Source organism: Spirosoma radiotolerans, assembly GCF_000974425.1.
Taxonomy (GTDB): domain Bacteria; phylum Bacteroidota; class Bacteroidia; order Cytophagales; family Spirosomataceae; genus Spirosoma; species Spirosoma radiotolerans.
On sequence record NZ_CP010429.1, the window covers coordinates 1,429,258 to 1,446,352 of the forward strand.

13 protein-coding genes are annotated in these 17,095 nt (G+C 48.9%); 7 read left to right on the forward strand and 6 right to left on the reverse strand.

The window, feature by feature from the left end:
• The first annotated feature begins 6 nt into the window (after nt 1–6).
• From SD10_RS05535 to SD10_RS05550, 4 genes are all read left to right on the forward strand, one after another.
• Nucleotides 7–1,917 carry a DUF3857 domain-containing protein gene (locus SD10_RS05535; protein ID WP_046376050.1) on the forward strand — a complete coding sequence of 637 codons (1,911 nt, stop codon included), beginning with the start codon at nt 7–9 and terminating at the stop codon, nt 1,915–1,917.
• A 56-nt stretch (nt 1,918–1,973) separates the two neighbouring features.
• The gene (locus SD10_RS05540; RefSeq protein WP_046579091.1) at nt 1,974–2,591 is read left to right on the forward strand and encodes a hypothetical protein; all 618 of its coding nucleotides are present in this window, start codon (nt 1,974–1,976) and stop codon (nt 2,589–2,591) included.
• A 126-nt stretch (nt 2,592–2,717) separates the two neighbouring features.
• Complete coding sequence (locus tag SD10_RS05545; RefSeq protein ID WP_046376051.1) at nt 2,718–3,743, forward strand: DUF6807 domain-containing protein; 1,026 nt, start codon at nt 2,718–2,720, stop codon at nt 3,741–3,743.
• A gap of 103 nt (nt 3,744–3,846) precedes the next feature.
• Nucleotides 3,847–5,418, forward strand: a complete 1,572-nt coding sequence (locus SD10_RS05550) for a hypothetical protein (protein ID WP_046376052.1) — start codon at nt 3,847–3,849, stop codon at nt 5,416–5,418.
• Nucleotides 5,419–5,499: 81 nt separating this feature from the next.
• On the opposite strand, the gene SD10_RS05555 is transcribed toward SD10_RS05550, so the two are convergent.
• Entirely contained in the window at nt 5,500–5,895 is a 396-nt protein-coding gene (locus tag SD10_RS05555; protein ID WP_046376053.1) for a hypothetical protein, read from the reverse strand.
• A gap of 272 nt (nt 5,896–6,167) precedes the next feature.
• On the opposite strand from SD10_RS05555, the gene SD10_RS05560 reads away from it, so the two are divergent.
• Nucleotides 6,168–6,860, forward strand: coding sequence for a type 1 glutamine amidotransferase domain-containing protein (locus tag SD10_RS05560; protein WP_046376054.1), 693 nt, complete (start codon nt 6,168–6,170; stop codon nt 6,858–6,860).
• 43 nt (nt 6,861–6,903) lie between these two features.
• Here SD10_RS05560 and rfbC read toward each other — a convergent pair whose 3' ends face one another.
• Nucleotides 6,904–7,449: a dTDP-4-dehydrorhamnose 3,5-epimerase gene (gene rfbC / locus SD10_RS05565; protein ID WP_046376055.1), complete on the reverse strand. Its 546-nt coding sequence runs from the start codon at nt 7,447–7,449 to the stop codon at nt 6,904–6,906.
• A 111-nt stretch (nt 7,450–7,560) separates the two neighbouring features.
• Here rfbC and pyrF point away from each other — a divergent pair, with 111 nt between their 5' ends.
• Both pyrF and SD10_RS05575 read left to right on the forward strand, forming a co-directional pair.
• Complete coding sequence (pyrF, locus tag SD10_RS05570; protein ID WP_046579093.1) at nt 7,561–8,400, forward strand: orotidine-5'-phosphate decarboxylase; 840 nt, start codon at nt 7,561–7,563, stop codon at nt 8,398–8,400.
• 109 nt (nt 8,401–8,509) lie between these two features.
• Nucleotides 8,510–9,799 (forward strand): DUF2851 family protein, encoded by a 1,290-nt coding sequence (locus SD10_RS05575; RefSeq protein ID WP_046376056.1) that lies wholly within the window; start codon nt 8,510–8,512, stop codon nt 9,797–9,799.
• A gap of 63 nt (nt 9,800–9,862) precedes the next feature.
• Here the strand turns inward: SD10_RS05575 and SD10_RS05580 are convergent, their stop codons facing one another.
• The 4 genes from SD10_RS05580 to SD10_RS05595 form a co-directional block, all read right to left on the reverse strand.
• The gene (locus tag SD10_RS05580) at nt 9,863–11,188 is read right to left on the reverse strand and encodes a Gfo/Idh/MocA family protein (protein WP_046376057.1); all 1,326 of its coding nucleotides are present in this window, start codon (nt 11,186–11,188) and stop codon (nt 9,863–9,865) included.
• Nucleotides 11,189–11,274: 86 nt separating this feature from the next.
• On the reverse strand, nt 11,275–12,018 hold the full coding sequence (locus tag SD10_RS05585; protein ID WP_046376058.1) for a 3-keto-disaccharide hydrolase: 744 nt from the start codon (nt 12,016–12,018) through the stop codon (nt 11,275–11,277).
• A gap of 198 nt (nt 12,019–12,216) precedes the next feature.
• Entirely contained in the window at nt 12,217–13,929 is a 1,713-nt protein-coding gene (locus tag SD10_RS05590) for a RagB/SusD family nutrient uptake outer membrane protein (RefSeq protein WP_046376059.1), read from the reverse strand.
• A gap of 52 nt (nt 13,930–13,981) precedes the next feature.
• The gene (locus SD10_RS05595; protein WP_082111527.1) at nt 13,982–17,086 is read right to left on the reverse strand and encodes a SusC/RagA family TonB-linked outer membrane protein; all 3,105 of its coding nucleotides are present in this window, start codon (nt 17,084–17,086) and stop codon (nt 13,982–13,984) included.
• Between the last annotated feature and the right edge of the window lie 9 nt (nt 17,087–17,095).

Below are 17,095 nucleotides of genomic sequence, written 5' to 3' on the forward strand. Positions count from 1 at the left end.
CGCGTGATGAAAAAACATCTTTTACTGCTTCTGTTCATAAACCAGGTGGCACAGGCACAGATCGAATACCAGTCTGGATCGCTGCCGTCTGCCCTGAAAGAAAATGCCCATGCTGTAGTGCGCAGGCATGAAACAACGTTTACGGTAAAGTCCGTGGGGGAGGCTACTCAACGGATTCATACTGTAGTGACCATCCTGGATGAGCGGGGCGACGATCAGGCTAAAAAAGTAGTCGGCTATGATAAACTCTCGAAAGTGACCAGTCTGGAAGGTACTTTATATGATGCTGATGGCAAATTGATCAAGAAACTAAAGAAAGGAGATATCGACGATAATAGCACCTATACGGACTATAATCTCTTCGATGATCAGCGAATCAAAGTCGCGTCGTTTCCGAAACAGCCTTCTTACCCTTACACCGTTGACTTTCTGGTGGAAACGACGGAGCGAAACCTGATGTTTTATCCGACCTGGATACCACAGAACGAGGAGCATCTGGCCGTTGAACAGGCTATGTTCACGATCATTATGCCGCCTGGTTTGGCACTGCGCTACAAGGAAATGAATATACCAACGCCGGTTGCGTTGACCTCGTTAGCCGACGGCGGAAAAACGTATGTCTGGAAAGTGGCGGATCGACCAGCGGTCGAATTTGAACCATTGTCGCCCCCGGCGCGGGAACAGCTGCCGATTGTGTATACGGCTCCCATCGATTTTGATGTTCAGGACTACAAAGGGCATTTAACGACCTGGAAGGAGTTGGGCCAATTCTACCACACACTGAATACCGGTCGTGATCGTATTCCCGAAGAATTGCGACAGCGCGTGCTGGAATTGACGAAAAACGAGAAGAGTACCTTGGGGAAAGTGCAAAAAGTATATAAATATGTACAGGATCAGACGCGGTACATCAGCATTCAGCTTGGCATTGGTGGCTGGCAAACCATTGAAGCCGATAAGGTAGCTGCCAGTAAATACGGCGACTGTAAAGCGCTCACGAACTATACGCAGGCTTTGCTGAAGGCTATTGGGGTTACGGCTTATCCGGCACTGGTACGAGCGGGCGATAGTGAGCCTGACTTGCTGGTCGATTTTCCGAGTTTTCAGTTTAACCACGTCATTCTATGTGTGCCCGATAAGCGTGATACGCTCTTTCTGGAATGTACCGATGGGCACAGCCCGGCGGGCTATGTTGGCGATTTTACCGGCAATAGGCACGTACTCCTTATTCAGCCTGATGGCGGCCAATTGATAAAAACACCCGCATACCATTCAGCAAATAACCTTCAACAGCGACGAATTGCGATTACCCTGACCGAACAGGGCGATGCTACGGCCGATGTGAGAACACGCTATACGGGGCTTCAGCAAGATGACTATGCCAGCGTACTGCATCGGCTGAGTCATGACGATCAGCGTACCTGGCTTCTTAAACGCATCCGCATTCCGGCCTTCGAGCTAAATACGTTTACGTATCAGGAACAGAGCGGGGACGTACCGGTTGTTATTGAAACGTTGGGACTAACCGTTCGCCGTTTAGCAACAGCTAGCGGAACGAGGCTTTTCCTACCTTTGAATCTAATGTCTGCTTTGTCGCAGGCAACGCCACAACTGCAACCTCGTCGGGCGGCTATCGAGTTAGGGGCGAACTACAATTATGAGGACAGCGATACCATTACGTACCAGATTCCAAAGGGATACGCCCCCGAATATACCATACCGCCAGTTGAGATCGACTCGAAATTCGGTCGATATACGGCGCAACTGACGGTAAATGGTGACCGGATGACCTATGTTCGTCAAATAACGATGCATGGAGGCCGTTTTTTACCTGCCGCTTATAGCGACTGGGTCGACTTCCGGAAGAAGGTGGCTAAAGCCGACCGGGCACAAATGGTGTTCGTTAAACTTAATTAAACCAAACCCTTTACCCATTGTCGAAGGTTTATAGGTAAACGATTTAAATGGTAGACATGAAAAAAAGCCTTGCTTTCATCGTAGTAGCACTCCCCTTACTGTTCAGCCAGTGCAGTGTTAATAAACAGATTTCCCAGGCCAAAACCCTCGGTGATTGCCGGTACACAATTGCTTCAGCCGATAGTATTTATCTGGCTGGTATCGATGTTCGGCAGTTGAAGAAGCTGGAAGACATAAATCCCGCACGTTATCCGCGATTGGCCACGGGGCTGCTCACCCGCAATGTGCCGCTGGATGCTCGTCTGAATATTGATATTACCAACCCAACCAATAAATTGGCTGGTATCAACCAGTTGGAATACCGGATTTTGCTTGCCGGGCAGGAGTTGTTCAATGGATTTCTGAATCAGCGAATAGAGGTGCAGCCCGGTGGCGGACGAACACGCGTACCCGTTCGCCTGAACACCAACGCTTATCAGTTATTGACGGATAGCAAAACGCGCGATGCGTTTACGCAACTGGTGCAGAATTTATCGGGCGCCAGTGGTACGCAACCGTCTAAACTGACAATCCGGATTAAACCAACGCTGGATTTGCTGGGTAAGCAAGTTAACTATCCGGGATATATAACGATCGATCAGGACGTAACGAACAAAATTTTGCTGGGAAATTAAGGGCGTACGCTTTTGTCTTGCTTTACTCAGTAGCATTTAGGTAGCCCCGGCTTTTCAGGCTGGGGCTGTTTTTATTAGATGCCTCTTTTTGACCGTAGTTTATACAATTGACTAACGAACGATCCAATGCGCTATTTCTTCCTCTCCTGTTTATTCGTTGGCGCTATGCTGACGAGTTGGGCTCAATCAAACCAAATTCAGCTTACACACAATGAAGCCCAGAAGAAGGTAACTGTCACCGTAGATGGGAAGCCCTTTACCGCCTATATTTATCCGGGCCCAACGGTTCTGAAGAAACCCGTTCTGTACCCAATTCTTTCTGCTGGTGGGAATTTTATAACCCGTGGCTGGCCGCTGGACCCCCGGCCCGGTGAGCGCATTGACCACCCGCACCATGTGGGTATGTGGTTCAACTATGGCGACGTAAACGGGCATGATTTCTGGAACAACTCCATCGAAGTAGGTCCCGAGCACAAAGGTCCTTTTGGCACCATTGTACATACGGGGGTAAAATCCATGAAAAGTGGTAAAGACAAAGCTGAACTGGTGGTTACCGCCGACTGGCTCGACAAAGACGGCAAGGTCATGCTTCAGGAAACAACCACTTATCAGTTTGGCGCAGGTGCCGACAAGCGGATTATTGACCGGATTACCACTTTAAAAGCCGCTGACAAAGAAGTAGTTTTCAAAGACAACAAAGAAGGGCTGATTGCCTTGCGCCTTGCCCGCCAGCTCGAACAGCCATCTACCAAACCAGAAGTCTTTACCGATGCACAGGGAGTTGCTACGAAAGTACCAGTTCTGGACAATGCCGGGGTAACGGGCATGTACCGCACCAGCGAGGGAGTAGAAGGTGATGCGGTCTGGGGAACCCGTGCTCCATGGACGAAGCTCACCGGCACGGTTGGTACTGAAGCGGTATCCCTGGTGTTAATGGACAATCCCAATAATATTGGCTATCCGACCTACTGGCATGCCAGAGGATATGGCTTATTTGCGGCCAATCCGCTAGGGCCGTCTATCTTCAGCAATGGAAAAGCCGCTGCCATGAACTACACGCTACCGGCGAGACAATCGGTTACCTTTCGCTATCGATTGCTGATTCAATCCGGTAACTTGTCGGATGTCGCTTTGAAGCAGTTGATGAAATAACTGAAGCAGTTGACAACGTAATTGGCCCTCTTATAATGCGTTACTTATCTTTGGCATATTATTTGATTGAGGGTAACCAAGTACACCAAATCGTACTGCTCGTATGACCCGAATCCTGTTTTGTAACTTTATTGCGTCAAAATATACATTTTTTGTTGCTGGTATCCTTTTATCAGGCTTGCTCAATGCGCAGCCTCATACGCCAACTACGAGCGGCTTAAAAGTTTATTCCCCGCTAAGAAGAGCGGTAGATGGACTTCAGACCATAGAGAACGGACAGATTAGAGTGGGGGTCAACGCTAACTATGGTGGTGCTATTACGTACCTGGCCTTTCTCGACAATCATGGCGGGCTGGTAAGCACCAACAACATGGTCAATAATCCCGATCTTGGTCGTCAAGTGCAGATTGCGCTTTATAGTGGGCCTGCTAATTATTCAGAGAAATCAACGACAGGCTGGTCCAATCTTGGTTGGGACCCTATTCAGGCTGGCGATTCGCATGGAAATGTATCCCAAGTCGTCACGCTCGAAAAGCAGCAGAATCAATTATACGTAAAAACGATCCCCAAACAGTTCGCCTTAAACAATGAACCAGGTGAAGCCACCATTGAACACTGGATTCGTTTGGAGGGGAATGTAGTGAAGGTTCATGCTAAAGTAGTCATGAACCGTTCCGACAAAACGCAGTATGAGGCTCGTCAGCAGGAGTTTCCCTGTGCTTATCTGAATGGTGATTACCACAATATGTGGTTTTATAAGGATAATTCGCCATATACAAATGGATCCCTGCATCTGGAACGTATACAGCCTCCGAGTACGACAATCTTTGGCGATGTATTTCCAACAGAGCCCTGGATGGCCTCTGTCAATGACAATGGGTATGGGGTCGGTTTATATGTAAAAGATAACTACGAGTGGAAGAGAGGATACTTTGGAAGTGATCTGGGCGGTGACGAATTCAGCACGGTTGCCTCCTACATTGCAGCTACGAATCGGGTAATCCTGGATTACAATATGGTTTATGAATGGGACTATGAGTTAATTGTCGGGCACCTGAACGAGATTCGCTCGTATGTATATAATAAGCCCCGTTTGGCCGCCAATATTAATTACAGGTTCGACACTTCCCGGAAAGGCTGGTACTATGGTCATGCGCAGGATACCGGCTTGCCCATCAACGGTAAGCTTCATATTTATCTGAACGATGTGGAGAATAATATCGCTATATCGTCACCTTATGGCTTCTGGAATGCTCGGGCAAACCCTAAACTATATCTGCGGGCAGCGTTCAAAACACAGAATGACAAAATCCGGTTTAGATGGCGCCGAAGCGAAGATCAAACCATATATGGTACGGGCGATAGGTTTATGGATTTTCCAATTATCAATGACGGGGAGTTTCATACGTATGAAATAAACCTTAGCGGAAATGATAACTGGCTGGAACATAGCATCGGACAAATTGTGTTTGCAACGATTCCTGAAGGGCCAAAGATAGATGGCTGGGCAGAGTTTGAATGGCTGTCAACTTCCAAGGATGGACCAACCGACAAGCCTACGATCGATCCACCGATTGTTGACAAACCGGTAGTTATTCAGGAACCTGTTGCGCCCTGTGTGCCGGGCTGCGCACCCATTGCGGTGAAACGATTGACGTATGTTCGTGCGAAATAGAACGCTATAGGCACCGGACAAAAACAAAGCCAGTGGAAATTTCCACTGGCTTTGTTTTTGTCTTTATGTGTCTCAACTATATTAATTCAAATGCACCAGTGCTGACCGGTAAACACGTCCTTCAAGTGATTCCAGCCATGAGCGGAGTATTGTATTCTCCATAGTGGCCCGGCCAAGTTCGCTATCAATTTGCCGCAACAGAAAAAATAACTGATGCACATGCATCCATTGCTCGGCCAGCCGATTATCCTGCTTTGTCGTTTTCTTCTGTTGACGGGCTTCCTGGGTGAGTTGTCGTAAACTCATTTTAAGATGGTAGCGCAACATAATCAGTCGGCTGGCCATCGGCAAATCGCTGGGATTTCGCTCCATATGCGAAATGCTCTTCGCTAACATATTATTCCGTTGCTGAAGCTGATCCGACACTATCATCCAGGCTTGTTCCGCTTGAAGCGAATTATAAGTAATAGTTTTCATATAAATTAAGTACGTATACGGTTTATTAACAAATATACTAAGGATACATTCGGTTTCACCAGTAAATAACTGATTTTGGCAAACAAATAGTATGCTTTTTATTATCTGGCCAACTATTCACTATGTATTAATGAAAAACAGGTCTCATGCCCGGATCAGATTGCGGCTTGGCAAGCCGGGTCTATTCTGCATTGGCGAATGTCGTTTATGGCTTAAGGTTTGAAGTTTGCCGGTAAACCTCGAACTTATGGGCCCGAACGTCATTTTATGCTATGGACCCTATCTACCGTGCACTCATCGTTTGCACGAATCATACAGATTATCCGACAAAGCCGCATAAAACGGGGCTATGGTTAAGTGAAGCGACGCATTTTTATGATGAGTTGGCAGGCCGCAACCTGCCCTACGACATCGCCAGCCCAAACGGTGGACCTGTGCCTATTGATGAGAAAAGCATTGATCGCCGTGATGCTATAAATGAAAAATGGTATCATGATCCCACCTTTCGGGCTAAGCTAGAGAGCTCAATCCGCATCGACGACGTAAATCCGGCTTCATACCAGATTATATACTTCACTGGCGGCCATGGCACTATGTGGGATTTTCCTAATAATCCGGCTTTACAGACGATTACACGCCAAATCTATGAAAAGGGAGGTATGGTGGCTGCTGTGTGTCACGGAGTGAGCGCCTTGCTGAATGTAACACTATCAGATGGCTCACTGCTGATTGATAGCAAGCAACTAACGGGCTTTTCGAACATGGAGGAGAAACTTGTCCGGCTGGATGAAGAAGTGCCCTTTCTACTGGAAGACTTACTTCGGCAGAAAAAAGCGATCTATAGTAAAAGCTTAATTCCCTTTCTGCCTTATATAGAAGTTGATGAGCGACTGGTAACCGGGCAAAATCCGCTTTCGGCCCGGAAGGTTGGCCGAAAAGTGCTGGAGGAGATGTATGAGAAGTAACGCACAAAGGCTGTCTGATCAATAGCCTTTGTGCGCCATTTTATTAAACCACCACGTGTGGAAATACATCCCGAAGCGGCTTCAAATCCTGATCTTTCTCGGAAACAATAGGGTTGGTAACACCCCAGTTTATATTCAGGTCGGGGTCATTCCAGATAATGCCTGACTCGGCTCCTTTATTGTAAATATTCGTGCATTTATAGCTGAAAATACTGTCTTCTAAGGCAACGAAGCCATGGGCAAAGCCTTCTGGTATGTAGGCCATATTGCCAATTTTAGCATCCAGCAAAAAGGCCTCATACTGCCCAAAGGTGGGGGAGTCGGGCCGTAAATCCACGGCCACATCGAGGACTTGCCCCGTAATGACCCGAACTAATTTACCTTGTGCAAATGGCTCGTTTTGCATATGCAGCCCCCTCAGAACGCCCTTAACGGAAAAGGATTGATTGTCCTGCACAAAATCCATTGGTAAGCCCAGCGACACGAAAAGCGGCTTGTTGTATGACTCAAAAAAATGGCCGCGCTCGTCTTCAAATACGCGTGGAGTTAATTCAATTAAACCCTCAATGGCTGTTTGCCGAACGTGCATAATCCAGGTGTGTTACGTAATGGTAGTTCTCTTATGGACAAATTTATGAAACTGGTCCATAAGTTGTACTTTTGAGCAGAATCATTTTAGCGTCTGGCCGGGCGTATGAGCATGACCTATTCGGAATTAAGCGATCAGATTTTTCAAAAACAGTCTTATTTGTGTGTTGGGTTGGATACTGACCCTCGTAAACTTCCTTCGCATTTACGAACAGAAACCGATCCCGTTTTTACCTTTAATAAAGCCATCATCGACGCAACCGCTGACCTTGCTGTTGCCTACAAACCGAACATTGCGTTCTACGAAGCGCAGGGGCCAGCCGGGTGGGAGAGTCTTCAAAAAACACTGGACTACATCCCTGAAAACTGCTTTACCATAGCCGATGCCAAACGGGGCGATATTGGCAATACATCCGATTTGTATGCCCGCACATTTTTTGATCTAACAGCGGCTGGCCTATCCTTCGATTCGGTTACGGTAGCGCCGTATATGGGCAGTGATTCTGTACTTCCTTTTTTAGCCTACGACGGGAAATGGGTTATTTTACTGGCACTAACATCAAACCCGGGAAGCGCCGATTTCCAGCGTCAGCAACTACAACGCGGGCCATTAGGTCATCAGGCGTTATTTGAAGCGGTCATCCGTACGGCCCAGACCTGGGCAACCCCCGATCAGTTAATGTTTGTTGTAGGGGCCACTCAGACGAATGAACTGGAGCAAATCCGGAAGCTGGCGCCCGATAATTTCCTGCTTGTGCCGGGAGTGGGTGCCCAGGGAGGCAGTCTGGACGATGTGTCACGTCTGGGGTTAACAAAGTCGGGTGGGTTACTGGTAAATGCGTCGAGAAGTATTCTGTATGCCTCAAGTGGAACCGATTTTGCCGAGCGGGCCAAAGACGAAGCGAAACAGTTGCAGCAGGAAATGGCTCAACACCTGTCCAGTATACGATAGCCAGTATGGGTGATCACTAATGAATGTGGATATTAGGTAGCATTTTTGCTGATTGTGTTTATATTGCTTGTCCAATCAGTGTCTGTTGTTACTTATTAGCTATTGTTCTGTGCCTGAAGCTTTTCTGTATTTCATCTGGCAATACCAGTATTTCGCCAAAACCAACCTGACAACTACCGATGGTGATGTGGTGCAGGTATTACACACGGGCTTTCGAAATCATAATGCCGGACCGGATTTTATAAATGCCCGCATACTCATTGCCAACGTAGAATGGGTCGGTACTGTAGAAATGCATATCCGAACATCCGATTGGTTGGCACATCGCCACCAGCACGACCGGGCATACGATAACGTTATCCTACACGTCGTCTGGCAGGATGATCGGGCAATAAATAGCCGTCGGGTGGATCGGGTCGATGGAATGCCATTGCCTACACTGGAGCTTGGTCCGCTGACTGACCCTGCCATACTGACTCGCTATCAGGCGCTTAACGAATCGACGGACGTTATTCCCTGCGCAAGCCAGTTTAAGTCTGCATCACCACTACGGCTTACATCAATGCTGGATAAAGCCATGATGCAGCGATTGGAACGGAAGGCCGTCGGGGTTCAGGAAATCGTTAAAGAAACAAACGGGGATTGGGAGGAGACGGCTTATCGAGTACTGGCCGCCAACATGGGTTTCAAAATTAATACAGATCCCATGGCGCAACTGAGCCGGGCGTTGCCCTTGAAAGCCATTCTTAAACACCGGGATGTACTGCTGCAAGCCGAAGCGATGCTATTTGGAACGGCTGGTTTGTTACCTGACGATGAGCCCGACGATTATGGAGAGGCTTTGCATCGAGAATACCGGTTTCTATCGGCTAAATACCTCCTTGCCGACAAGCAAGTAATGCCTCATGCCTGGAAATGGGGCCGGTTACGACCTGCTAATTTTCCGACGCTCCGGTTAGCCCAGTTTGCTCGTCTATTAACCAAACAGGGTAGTTTGTTTTCGCTTTTTGTGGGAACAACGGAGGTGGATCGGTTAGTTAAATCTTTACAGATTACGCCCTCCGATTATTGGCAAACGCACTACCGATTTGGCAAGGAGACGGAAAAGGGGGCGCCAGCGCTGGGTCAACTGGCGGCTGAAAATATTGTAATCAACACGGTTGTTCCATTGCTGGCGGCCTATGCGCATCACCGGGGGCAACCCGCTTACATCGACCGGGCTATAACGCTACTTGAACAATTGCCTCCAGAAAAAAACCACCTGACCGAAAACTGGGAAACCCTTGGGCTAGGGATTCGCACAGCGTTCGATTCGCAGGCGGCTATTGAACTGTACAACGAGTTCTGCGCCGTTAAAAAATGCCTGAGTTGTCAGGTCGGTGCAGCGCTGGTAAGATAAGATGTATGATATAGGATGTATGTGCCAAAATACATCCTATATCATACATCTTACATCATAAACCTAGCTAGTCACCATATCCTGTTTTGTCGAATCCCAGGTTACACGCTTGCCGGTATGCAGGGCCGTAGTGGCCATGATGTTGGCAACCGAGTGGTTGAAACCAACCCGCGCTGGGGCATTCGGCTCTTTACGGCTGCGGACACAACTCATCCAATTCAGCATGTGGAGCGAGGTCATCGGGTCACCACCGGTATTAGCCGAGGTTTCCATTTTCGCGCTTTCACCGAGCGACATGGTTGGCAGAAGGTTGGCCTGCATATTCATATCTTTGGCATATTTAGCTTCCAGACCACCTTCGGGCGAGATTTTGTTCGTATCGAGGTTAATCATCCCCCCGTTCGAGTAGTAGTATTCCTTCACGCCACCCGCTTCATTATTCATCCGGGAAGAATACAGCACCTGGAAGCCTTTCGTTTTGTCATTATCCGGGCCATAGTCAAATACAGCGGTGAACGTGTCCGCATTAACGCGCCCATCTTTCCAACTATATATACCACCGTTCGCGACAACAGAGCGGGGATGATCTAATCCACTGAACCAGTGAACGGTGTCAATCTGGTGCGACATCCACTGACCTGGAATCCCCGACGAGTAGGGGTAAAACAACCGGAACTCCAGGTATTTACGTGGGTCCCACGCTGTTTTTGGCCGGTTCATTTGGTAGCGATCCCAGTCGGTATCTTCCTTCTTGATTTCAGAGACCAACTTGGGCCGACGCCAGCGACCGGGCTGGTTAACATTCCAGGTCATTTCAACCATGGTGATGTCCCCAAACTTTCCTGATTTGATAAAGTCGTTAGCCGAATGGTAGTTCGGGGCCGACCGGCGTTGGGAGCCAACCTGCACAATCCGCTTTGAGCTTTCGACGGCTTTAACGGCTTTCCGGGCATCATCCAGCGATTCGGCAAAGGGCTTTTCGCAATAGGCGTCGCGGCCCGATTCAACGGCGGCTACACAATGCAGCGCGTGCTGGAAATCGGCGGTGCTGATGATAACAGCATCGACATCCTTCCGGTCGAGGAGTTCGTCGTTGTTGCGGGCTTTGAAGAACGAATCGTCGTTCCAACCTTTACCCTTCAAATACTGTTCGGCTTCATCACGACGGCGGCTCCAGATGTCCGATACGCCGACGAAGGCAAAATTCTGAGCCTTGGCGTGCTCCATAAAGGCGGGCGCCAGCGACTGACGAAATCGGTCGGAAAAACCGATGATACCCACCCGAACACGGTCGTTCGAGCCAAGAATACGGGCGTAGCTACCCGCTGAAAAGCTCATGCCAAGTCCGGCAAGGGCCGATTTTTTTATAAATTCACGACGATTTTCCATACGATATGATAAGCTGGCGGCAGAAACATTAGACTATTAAAAGGCGCTTCACCTGATCGTCTAATGGCTGTTAGCCCGCTTCTGAGTTAAAGAGTTTTTATTTTGATATTTCTAAATGATACCTGATTGCCGTGATCTTGCAGGAGGATATGTCCCTTGGGTGCTTCACCAAAACGGCCATTGGCATTGTATTCGGGGGCTTTGTATTTGCTCATCGCCACTAATTCCCTGAATTTTTCGCTGCCACGCTCGTAGTCTACTACTTTCTTCCCATTGAGCCAATGCTCTACATGTTTACCTTTCGAGATAACACGTCCTGTATTCCATTCGCCAATAGGATTAGCTCTTTTGCCGCTTGCCGGAATCAGATCATACAATGACCCAACGGTTCGGTTGCCGTCCCGACCCAGTTTGGCATCAGGGTGTTTATCGTCGTCCAATACTTGAAACTCAAGGCCAAAGGCCGAGCCTTTTGGTTTTGGACTTTGCTCTGCCACAAAATACTTAACTCCACTGTTGGCTCCTTCAGTCAGCTTAAAATCAAACATCAGGTCGAAATCGCTGTATTCGCCAACGGTAACGATATCGCCAAAGCTTTGTGATTCCGATCCGTCCGATTTCTGAATGGTGAGCAGTCCATCGGCAACGTTCCAGCCTTTGGCAGGAAATGCGTCTTTGTAGGCCCCCCGCCAGCCGTTGGTTGTTTTGCCGTCGAATAATAATTTCCAGCCGTCTTTCTTCTCCTGCGCACTCAGCGTGTTAGGCGCCTGTGGCTTTTCGGCAGCGACCAGGCTAAGGGCCAATAGACCCAAAATGAACGATTTTTTCATATACGTTTTCGCGACAATGTTCCGGAAGCCTGCGTTAAGTTCCAGAGGAGTTAAGTGTTGTTTTAGGGTTGATTAAAACGGATAAAGATCGATTCAATGTCGCCGGAATAAGCATGAAGGACGTCATTTCTACTAGGAAGGGTAATTAAGGGAAGCGTACTTATACTGTCATTTCCCTTAATTACCCTTCATCACGCACTAAAACCCTGTATTCTGAGTAAACCCTGGACTGCCATCGGCCCCTTTCTCCGTTCGGTCAATCTGTGTTTGTGGAATTGGGCGCAGGTTGTGGTATTCTTTGATATTCGCTGATGCATCCGGATTATACAACTTAACCCGTTGGACCAGGTTACCCCAGCGTTTCAGATCCATCCAGCGTGTTTGTTCGCCAGCTAACTCGCGAGCCCGTTCCTGCATAATCATCTCCATGTCCAGCTGAGCAGGCGTTATCTCCATTGCCGTTGCTTTGCCTGGCCACGCAGCCCGACGGCGTACCATATTGATGGCATCGACAGCTTCAGCCATTTTACCCTGCTTGAACTGGGCTTCGGCCAGAATTAGGTACGTTTCGGCTAAACGGAAGGCCAGGTAATCGCGGCTACCAGCTTCGTAGGTAAGATCAGGGCGATTTGGATCCAGGAATTTTTGCAGCGTTGGGAACAACGCTGCCGTATAAGCACTGGGCACTAAAACCTGGTAAGGCTTGGCGGCCCGCTGTGCCAGCGTCCATTCAACACCTGGAATATAGATCGCTGTGTCACCTGCTTTTAATGTCATCTTAGCCTTACTGTTGTCAAAAGAGGTATTCAGATCCGTACCAGGGTTATTGCTCAGCCAGGTATCTTTATACGTCTTTTTGTAGCGAGAATCATTGACCCGGTCTTTGAATACAGTTTCAAGCATATAAACAGTTGGTCTTAACCGCTTGAACGGACGGTCATTGGCAATGTCGCGCTTCATGCCTGGCTGCACATCGTATTGCATCCCAAAATATAAATGCAGCTTATTACCTTCACCATTGTTGGTATTGGCCGAATTAATGTTGGTTAGCGGGTCAGATGTGTATTGCACCGCAAAGATGACTTCGTCGTTGATTTCACCGCTTCCCTGCGCAAACACACTGGCAAAATCGGGCAATAGTTTGTACCCGTAGTTGGTGATCACATTCTGGGCGTACGTTGCCGCTTTGGCATAATCGTCAGCGGCTTTCGCTGATGAGGTGGCTTTGGTCAGATAAACACGAGCCAGCAAATGCTCTGCTGCCGATTTGGTCGCCCGTCCGTAATCACTGGCCGACTGAGCAGATGCTTTGGTGGTAGGTAGGTCTGGAATAGCGGCTTCCAGGTCAGCCGTAATCGCTTTATAAACGTCGGCTTCGGTAGCCCGGCTGGTTTTTTTGGTGGGCAGTACTGTTTCCGTTAGGCGCAGATCGACACCGCCCCACTGCTGTACCAGAATAAAGTAATAATGCGCCCGCAGAAACTTCATCTCCGCCACCCGTAGTTTTTTTGTCGCATCCGAAACGGTAGCCGCCGGCGCCCGTTCGATAACGGCGTTGCAGGTATTAATGCCTCGGTATAGCTCTTCCCACACTTGCTGGATAATATCGACGAAGCTGTTCATCTGGGTATCGTAATAGTGGAACCCTTTGTAGCTTCCATCCGCACCGGTCGTGTAAAGGTCTGTACCGTATTCGGTCATGGTCAGCCCGCGCTCCGAACCATAAAAGGTTCGCATCGACGAATAAGCCGCTTTAGCAGCATCTTCAAAGCCTTTGGGTGTATTGATGTAATCGTTGCCGATGGCCGAGATTACAGTTTCATCCAGTACATTCTTGCACGCCTGACCGCTCAGCAGGAGAGCGGTTAGAGCCAGAATACGGAATGATTTATGTGAACTGATTAATTTCATGTTTTTTGAATCTTGAGATGTTTTATAAACACATCGCTTAAGGGCTATGCGCTTAGAATTTGACGTTCAAACCAAAGGTCACTACCCGGGTAGCGGGCGTAACACCATTGCTAACTGTGCCATCGCTTGTCTCAGGGTCAACACCGTTGTATTTCGACCGGTAGGACGAGAAAATGAACGGCTGCTGAATGCTGCTAAATACCCGTAACGACTGCATGCGCAGTTTTGACGTAACACTGGATGGAAACGTGTAGCCAAAGTTGATGTTCCTTACTTTCACGAATGAACCGTCGAAATAAATAATAGCCGAGTTGTAGACCGGAAACTCCTGGCTTGAGTTCGGCCGGGGAAACTCATTCGTTGGGTTATTTGGCGTCCAGTAATCCACTTTAATCTGCTCATACCGGCCAGCCAGTTGGTTGTTATCGCGGTGGAAACCGCTCAGGATTGTCTGGCCAATCCGGGCATAAACAAAGAAGTTCAGGTCAAATCCTTTATAGCTGAACCGGTTCGTGATACCGCCACTCCAGGTCGGAATGTCGGAGCCCAGGAATACGCGGTCATCGGCCGTAATTTTACCGTCGCCGTTTGTATCCTGCACTTTAATCTGACCAACCGCACTCTGGTATGATTTAGCTGCATCAGCCTCGTTGGTCTGCCAGATACCGGCTTTCTTATAATCATAGAACTCGGTCAGCGGTTTGCCAATAAACCGTTTGTTGCCTACGTCATCAACCGGTCCGTTAAATAGGGAGATAATCGATTCACTGTTCTTGGAGAACACAATATCGGATGTCCATTTAAAGCCACTTTTCGTATTCACGTTTACCGTGGATAAGCTCACTTCCACCCCTTTGTTCTGGGTCTCGCCGATGTTTCGGGTAACAGCGTTGAACCCGATGGATGTTGGCAACTGGTCAGATAGCAGCAGGTCGGTTGTTTTCGTTTGATACAATTCGATAGCACCCGTTAACCGACCGCGCCACAGGCTGAAGTCGAGACCAACGTTTGTGGTAGTAGAGGTTTCCCACCGCAAATCGGGGTTACCAATCGTTTCTGGGCGATACCCGTAGGCGGGCGTATTGCCAAACGCATACACAGTACGTCCCAGCAACCCCTGTGTTTGGTAGGGAGCTACGCCCTGGTTACCAACCGAACCGCGACTGACCCGTAGTTTCAGCAGATCAACCCAGGTAGATCCTTTCATGAAGTCTTCATTGCTGATATTCCAGCCCAGGGCAATACCAGGGAAATTACCATATTTGGTGTTTTCGCCAAACCGGCTTGATCCATCCCGGCGAATGGTGGCCGTAACCAGGTATTTGTCTTTATAATCGTAGTTGACACGACCCATAAAGGAGTTGATCGTCCACTGGATCAGACCGCTACCGACACCCAGCACCGAACTGGCGTTCCCCACATTATAGAACGACTGCGTTTCGGCTGGAACGCCCTGCACGTTAATTTGATTTAACTCGGAGTTATCGCGCTGAATGGATTGTAGGGCTGTAATGCCAAGACTGTGATCGCCAATTTTTTTGTTGTACGTCACCACGTTCTCCAGCGTGTAGTCGAAATTGAAGGCAGCAGCGTTGGTCGCCTGTGGATCCCCGCCCTTCCGGGCGTTCGTTTGCGCACCGATAAAACGGCCATACCGGTTAATGGTAAAGTCAGGTCCGAAATTAACCCGGTACTTCAAGCCATCCAGAATGCTTACTTCGGCATAAACGCTGTTGAAAATGCGGTATTTCTTCCGTTCTTCAATCTGAGCACCCGGCACAACCTCGGCAAGTGGATTGGTCAGCAGGGCATCGTTGGTTGGCGAGAAAATCAATTTCCCGCTGTCATCGTAGGGGCGGCCAAGCGGGTTTTGCTGAAGGGTAAAATTGTATGGGTTCAGATTCTCGCCATTACGTAAGTAATACATCATATAGGAAGAAATTCCCACTTTGAGTGCTTTGTTGATTTGGTGATCAATGTTGGCACGCAGCGAATAGCGGGTGAAATCCAGCCCGGGCATGATTCCTTTATCCTGGAAAAAGCCCGCTGAAATATAGAACTGCGTTTTTTCGTTCCCGCCCTGGATACCCAGCGAATGGTTCTGCTGAATTCCCTGCTTAAGAATCAAGGACTGCCAGTCAGTGTTGCGTCCCGCAGCTATACCCGCAGCTACATTGGGGTCGCCACCTAAAACAGCTACTTTTGAATCCGCATAGGCATCCGCCACGCCCGTTGGGACTGGATTGCCGTTTGCGTCTTTGTAGTTACCTGTAGTGCGGTAAGCTTCCCGAACGAATTCGGCAAATTCGGAACCACTGAATAACTTGACTTTATCAAGGGCATCGGTAAAGCCGACATAGTTATCGTAACTAATGGTTGTCTTACCGTTTGGGTTACCCCGTTTGGTCGTAACCAGCACAACGCCATTGGCCCCTCTGGCACCATAAATAGCCGTGGCGGTAGCATCTTTCAGGATCTCCATCGAACCCACGTCGTTCGGGTTGATGTCTTCGTACTCTCTTGCCAGCGGAATCCCATCCACAACGTAGAGCGGGTCATTACCGGCATTGAACGAACGACGTCCCCGAATCCGAATCGTTGGCACCGAGCCCGGCCGGCTTCCCGACTGCGCCACATCCACACCCGCAACCCGGCCCTGCATGGCCTGACCAATGTTGGTGATGGGTTGTTCGGTAATTTGCTTGGGTGTCACTGACGAGATAGCCCCGGTTGTCTGGCTCTTTTTCAGCGAACCATAACCTACCACCACCACTTCATTCAGCGCGCGGGTATCGGTACTCAGGGTTAGGTTGACGGCTGATTTATTGCCGACAGTGACCTCCTGGGTCACAAAGCCGACCGCCGAGAAAACCAGCACAGACTGGCTATTGGTCACCGATATACGGTATTCGCCGTTGGCGTCGGTGGTGGTACCACGGGTAGTTCCTTTCACGGCAACGTTGACGCCTGGCAAACCCGCATTATCGTCGGACGAGAGCACTTTTCCTGTTACGGTGCGCTCCTGCGCTGGATTTCCGGTTAGTAGCCGAGGTGAAGGCGGAGCGCTCAACGCCGGTTGGCCAGCCAGCACGAGTGCCGTCAGACCAAGCAGAGGAAGCCACGCCAGGCGTGGTGGTTGGGTAATAGTTGTCTGCATGTTAGATTA

Coding starts and splice junctions, on each gene's coding strand:
- SD10_RS05545 (WP_046376051.1), top strand. CDS start 2,718: ATGCGCTATTTCTTCCTCTCCTGTTTATTCGTTGGCGCTATGCTGACG.
- rfbC (WP_046376055.1), bottom strand. CDS start 7,449: ATGCACGTTCGGCAAACAGCCATTGAGGGTTTAATTGAATTAACTCCA.
- SD10_RS05585 (WP_046376058.1), bottom strand. CDS start 12,018: ATGAAAAAATCGTTCATTTTGGGTCTATTGGCCCTTAGCCTGGTCGCT.
- SD10_RS05550 (WP_046376052.1), top strand. CDS start 3,847: ATGACCCGAATCCTGTTTTGTAACTTTATTGCGTCAAAATATACATTT.
- pyrF (WP_046579093.1), top strand. CDS start 7,561: ATGACCTATTCGGAATTAAGCGATCAGATTTTTCAAAAACAGTCTTAT.
- SD10_RS05580 (WP_046376057.1), bottom strand. CDS start 11,188: ATGGAAAATCGTCGTGAATTTATAAAAAAATCGGCCCTTGCCGGACTT.
- SD10_RS05595 (WP_082111527.1), bottom strand. CDS start 17,086: ATGCAGACAACTATTACCCAACCACCACGCCTGGCGTGGCTTCCTCTG.
- SD10_RS05555 (WP_046376053.1), bottom strand. CDS start 5,895: ATGAAAACTATTACTTATAATTCGCTTCAAGCGGAACAAGCCTGGATG.
- SD10_RS05535 (WP_046376050.1), top strand. CDS start 7: ATGAAAAAACATCTTTTACTGCTTCTGTTCATAAACCAGGTGGCACAG.
- SD10_RS05560 (WP_046376054.1), top strand. CDS start 6,168: ATGGACCCTATCTACCGTGCACTCATCGTTTGCACGAATCATACAGAT.
- SD10_RS05590 (WP_046376059.1), bottom strand. CDS start 13,929: ATGAAATTAATCAGTTCACATAAATCATTCCGTATTCTGGCTCTAACC.
- SD10_RS05540 (WP_046579091.1), top strand. CDS start 1,974: ATGAAAAAAAGCCTTGCTTTCATCGTAGTAGCACTCCCCTTACTGTTC.